This window comes from Streptomyces fuscigenes, from assembly GCF_021556455.1.
GTDB lineage: Bacteria > Actinomycetota > Actinomycetes > Streptomycetales > Streptomycetaceae > Streptomyces > Streptomyces fuscigenes.
Map to the genome: position 1 here is coordinate 1 of NZ_JAKGCV010000405.1, position 5,013 is coordinate 5,013.

The following is a 5,013-nucleotide window of genomic DNA, read 5'->3' on the forward strand; positions in this document are numbered from 1 at the left end:
GGCCTTCCCGGGCCGTCCCCGGCCGCCGCGGACGCCTCTCCCGGACCGGCCGGGCGTTCACCACGCGGCCCGCCGAAGCCCGCCACGCGCCCGCCGCCCGCCTCGCGGCGGCTCTCCAGGTAGCGCGTGTGGGTCTGCTGGCGGCGGGCCCCCGCCTCGCGCAGCGCCCCGGCGAGGCCGTCCGCCTCCTCCCGCAACACCGCGAGCTGGCGCGCCAGATGGCGCTCCGCCGGTTCCGAGCCCGGTTGGAGCCGGGCCCACCAGCGCGTCCTGACGTACGAGTCGACGGACTCGGGCACGTCCTGGCGGATCGCCCGCGACAGGACGTGCACGGCTTCCGGATCCTGGGCCAGGGCGTCGCCGACCCAGCCGGGTTCGAGGAGCATGCCGAACAGCTCCGTCAGCCCGTCGGCGGCGGCCCGGGCCCCCGCGGGCAGCTCCACCTCCGCGAGGTAGTCCCGCAGCGACGCGAAGTCCCCGCGCAGGTCGCCCAGTTCGTCCGACGCGTCGGCCGCGAAGACCGGTGTCGGCGGCCGGCCCGGCGGGAAGACCAGCGCCCCGGCCGCGTACAGCCCGGCCACGGCGGCCGGCCAGAAGGCGCCGGTGAGCCCGGCCGCGCCGAGGCCGACGCCGACCAGGCCGGCGACGCAGCCGGTGATGTTCTTGCCGGACTCCAGGTAGCCGACGACGCGGCCCGGCCGGGGCGCGGCGCGGCCCGCGGGCGTCGGGCCCTCCCCGTCACTGGTAGCCACGGATCTCCTCGAAGGCGCCGTCGAGGGCAGCGTCGCCGCCCGTCGCGTCGAACAGGCGGCCCCCGGTCAGGTCCGCGATGTGCTGCAGTTCGGCGCGGTCCGCGTCGCCGAAGACCACGGGGAAGACCGGCGTTCCGCGCCCGGCCGCGGGCAGGCCCGCGTAGAACGCGTCGAACGAACCCGCCCGTGAGCCCGCGTTGGACTCGCCGTCCGTCATCAGCACGATCGACGTGAACGTGTCGCCCCCGCCCCGGCCGAGGTGCGCGTACGCCTGTTCGAGGCTGTCGTACACCGCGGTGTTCCCGGACGCCGTCAGCCGCCCGATGTCGGAGTGGAGCACGGCGAGCGAGGCGGCGGGGCGGGCCGGGTCGACGGTGCGCGTCGTCACCTGCTTGACCTTCGTCCCGAACGGCATCAGCGTCACCTGCTCGCGGTCGCGGAAGCCGTCGCCCGCGTCGCCGTCGCCGCCCGAGCCGGTCAGGCCGCCCAGCGCCCGCTTGAGGCTCGCGAGCCTGCTGCCCGCCATCGAACCGGACGTGTCCAGCACGTAGACGGTCCGCGAGGGCCGGCGCAGCTTGTTCTCGTAGGAGTCGAGCAGCCCGTTGGCCACCGCGAGGGTGCCGGGGAAGGGCAGTTCGCGCCGCTTGCCGGCGTCGAGCCCGGCGGCGGGGCCGACGGCCGGGACGACCGGCCGCCGGTAGGTGTCGCGGCTGATGCGCTCCTGCACGGAGCTGGTGCGCAGGTATCCGGTGAGGGCGTCGGCCGAGGCACGGGCGTCCTGGGGCGCCGAGGTCAGCAGCGTGAAGGGGTAGTTGGCGGTGACGACCCCGTCCTTCGGGCGGATCACGGTCAGCCCGGCGTGGTCGGTGCGGTTCAGCTCGGTCAGCACCGACTCGTAGTTGATCATCGCGGTGACCGTGCTGTCGCGCCGGTACGCCGTCGCCAGCCATCCCGATGAGCCCGAGGTCAGCTTCTGCCCGGCGAAGAAGGAGGCGAGCTTCGGCGAGGTCCGCCCGATGTCCGCGGCGGTGAGGGCGGACTGGGCGTCCGAGAGGGCCGACGTCACCGACACCAGTGCCGCGTAGCCGGAGTTGGAGCGGGCCGGGTCGGTCATCCCGTACGTCAGCCCGCGGTGCGTGACCGCGTCGTAGATGTCGGACCAGGTCACGTCGGCGGGCGGGTGGCCGAGCAGCCCGAGTGCCGAGGAGCGGACGCCGATCGCCACCGGCGAGGACATCACGGGCGTCTCGTCGGTGATCTTCGCGTCCGTGCCGGGCAGCAGCCGCAGGTAGTCGTTGGAGGAGAGCCAGACCGCGTCGTACTTCCCGGCCGCCCCGCCGTCGGCGACCAGCTTCGCCGCGTCGAGCGTGCCGGAGTACGTCATCCTCACGTCGACGCCGGTCGCCCCGCGCGCGTCGGCGAGGATCCCCGACATGTCCGACAGCTCGCTGGAGGCGAGCACCCGCAGCGTGCCCTTGTGGTACGTGGTGGCGGGGTCCTCGCGGACCGGCGCCCGGCCGTCCGTGCTCCCGCCCGACGTGCACGCGGTCGCCGCCAGCAGCGTCACGGCCAGCGCCGCGAACAGCCGCGGCGGCCGGGCGCGGCGCGGGCGCGGGCCCGGGATCCGCGCCCGCATCAGCGCGTACCGCCTTCCAGCGCGCCGGCCGAGCGGCTGCGCTCCAGGTGCGTTCTCGCGGTGACCAGTTCGCCGCTCAGCGACTCGACGGTCGCCGCCATGGCCTCGGTCGCCTGCACCTTGTACGAGTCGATGGCGTCGAGCGTGCGGTAGATCTGCTGGAACGCGGCCCGCAGCGTCTCCACGCCGACCGCCGGGTCCGCCGCGATCCGCTGGATGTCGCCGGACTGGGTGGCCAGCATCTCCGCGTTGCCGCGGATCAGGTCCTCCGTGGTCGCGCGCAGCACGGTCACCTGCTCGGTGACCTTGCGCTGGCTCTCCAGGGCCTGGGCGAGCATCACCGCGATGCGCAGCGCGGAGACCGTCGTGGTGGCGGCCCGGTCGACGCCCTTGATCAGTTCGTCGTTGTTGCGCCGCACGACGTCCATCGCGAGGTATCCCTGCGCGCACACCGCGAGCTGCGTCAGCAGGTCCTGGTGCTTCTGGCGCACCGGGAAGAGCACGTCGGCGCGCAGCGCGTCGGCCTGCACCGCGTCCGTCGACTCCACGGCGGTGACGCGCCGTTCGACCGCGGTGTCGAGCGCCTCGGTGAGCACCGCGTACTCCTGCAGCTTGCCCATGGTCTCCCACAGGCGGGTGCGTTCGGTGTGCAGGGCCGCGTTGTCGCGCCGCAGTTCGTCCTGCCCGCTGCGCAGCGAACCGACGATCCTGTTCAGCGTCGCCTGCGAGGAGGCGTACTTGGCGATGTGGTCGCGCAGTCTGTTGCCGCCGGGCAGCTTCGACAGGAACCGGCGGCCGCGGCCCGCCCCGTCGCGCGGATCCAGGTCCTCGACCGTGCGGCGGAGCTCGACCAGCGAACTGCCCACCCGGCCCTGCGCGTCGACGTCCCCGCTCGCGAGGGAGCGCACCGTGCGGTCCAGCATCCGGTTCGACTGCTGTGCGGCGGAGCGGATGTCCCCGGCGCCGAGGTTCGCGATCTCGCCGATGCGCGCCGTGAACTCGGGCGAGCGCGCGTCGAGCGTGGACAGCGAGGAGACGTAGTCGGCGGCGCGGCGCTCCATCTCGTCGCGTACGGACGCGTCGAGGGGCACGAGCCCCGAGGCCTGCTCGGTGCGCACCGGCGGCACCGGTTCGGGCGGCGTGAGGACGAACGCGCCTGCCTCGTCGGGCAGGCCGCTGACCTCCGTGCTGTTCTGCGTGGACATGGGTTCCCCCTGAAAGGCGCGGTGGGCTTCACGTGGTGGAGCGGGCGGGCGGCTGCCCCTTCCGCGGAGGCGGGACGGGGGCCGGCCTTGCACGGCCGGCCCGGCGCCGGGGCCGGCGTCAGGACCTGGCCCCCCGCGCCATCCGCCGGATGACGTCGCTGGTGGGGACGGGGGCCAGCACGACCCCCGCGAGCGACCGGTTGAGGTACGCGTCGTCTCCCGTCGTGGCCTGCTCGAACGCGGCGCGCGCGGCCCGCGGCCGGAAGCCGTGCCGGACCTCCAGGCGCTGGAGGGCGGGGTCGCCGGCCAGTACGTCGGCGAAGCGCCACCCCCGGTCGGTCAGCGGCACGACGGTGTGGTCGCTGCTGACGGTCGTGTCCGGGTAGAGCGTCACCAGGTCGCCGGGGTCCTGATGGGCCAGCAGCAGCGAGGCCACCTGCGACTCGTAGGCCAGGACGAGCGGCGTGCCGACCCCGCTGATGAAGTCCGTGAACGGCTCCTCGGAGCTGGACTTCTGCGAACCCTGCGCCGACACCAGCTTCTTGAGGAGCGGCGCCGTGCGGTCCAGCCCCGCCTGACCGGTGACGACGCTGCCGCCGTTGTCGACGTAGCTCGCGTCCGCGAGCAGCAGTGCGCCCGAGTTGGAGGTCTCGGGGTCGGTGGAGGTGATCGTGACGGTGCCGCGCAGCTCGGCGTGGGCCGAAGCGCCCTTGAGGTCCTGCCACTTGGCGCCCCGGCCCGCCGCCTTCAGGTAGGCGCCCATCTTGAGGGTGCCGCGGTGGGAGGCGTCGAGCGTGGCGAGGCCGTTGTCCGCCAGCACCTGCGCCGCCGCGTGCGTGGCGACGACGACGAGCGGGGAGTAGAACGGCCGCGGCAGCTCCCGGGTGACGTGGAGCTGGGCGGCGAGCGCGTCGGCGGGCGCCTGCGACGAGGGGAAGGCGAAGTCGTCGCCCTTCAGCGGCTGGTCCTGCATGGCCCACGAGCCGGACGTCACGGTCCGGACCGTGAAGCCCTTGGCCGCGAGTGCCTTCCGCACGGCGGGATCGGCGAAGAAGTCCGCCTTCTCCGACCCGATCACGCCCTGCACCTGGACCACGGTCTTCGTTGCCGGGTCCGTCGCGTCCTTGGAGAGGTGGCTGACGACGACACCCGCGACGCCAACGATCAGCACCACCGCAAGGACGATTCCCAGGATGCGTGTCTTCACAGGGGGAGCGTGCTCTCGGAACCCCACATTCCTGTCGTGTTCGGGTGTACGGGAGGTGAAGGGGGCATCCCGGTCAAGAACCGGACCCGTCAATTCCGCTGCGGGCCGCGGCAGTTCGCGGCGGATGGCGCCGCGGGCGCGTGACGGTGCGGGGCGGCGAGGAGCCGCCGAGGGGCGGCGGGGGCCGCGCGGGGGGCGGGTGGAGGCGCGGCG

The 5,013-nt window shown here is 74.2% G+C and carries 4 protein-coding genes; all 4 read right to left on the minus strand.

The features are described 5' to 3' along the window. The coding region (locus L1885_RS23435; protein ID WP_308117382.1) for a hypothetical protein at positions 1-752 on the minus strand (752 nt) is incomplete at its 3' end. After that, positions 739-2,388, minus strand: a complete 1,650-nt coding sequence (locus tag L1885_RS23440; protein WP_235799155.1) for a vWA domain-containing protein — start codon at positions 2,386-2,388, stop codon at positions 739-741. The genes L1885_RS23440 and L1885_RS23435, both read right to left, overlap by 14 nt. Further along, positions 2,388-3,593: a toxic anion resistance protein gene (locus L1885_RS23445; protein WP_235799156.1), complete on the minus strand. Its 1,206-nt coding sequence runs from the start codon at positions 3,591-3,593 to the stop codon at positions 2,388-2,390. The genes L1885_RS23440 and L1885_RS23445 overlap by 1 nt, the downstream gene beginning before the upstream one ends. Positions 3,594-3,711: 118 nt before the next feature. Continuing rightward, positions 3,712-4,800, minus strand: a complete 1,089-nt coding sequence (locus L1885_RS23450) for a hypothetical protein (protein ID WP_235799157.1) — start codon at positions 4,798-4,800, stop codon at positions 3,712-3,714. Positions 4,801-5,013: the final 213 nt, after the last annotated feature.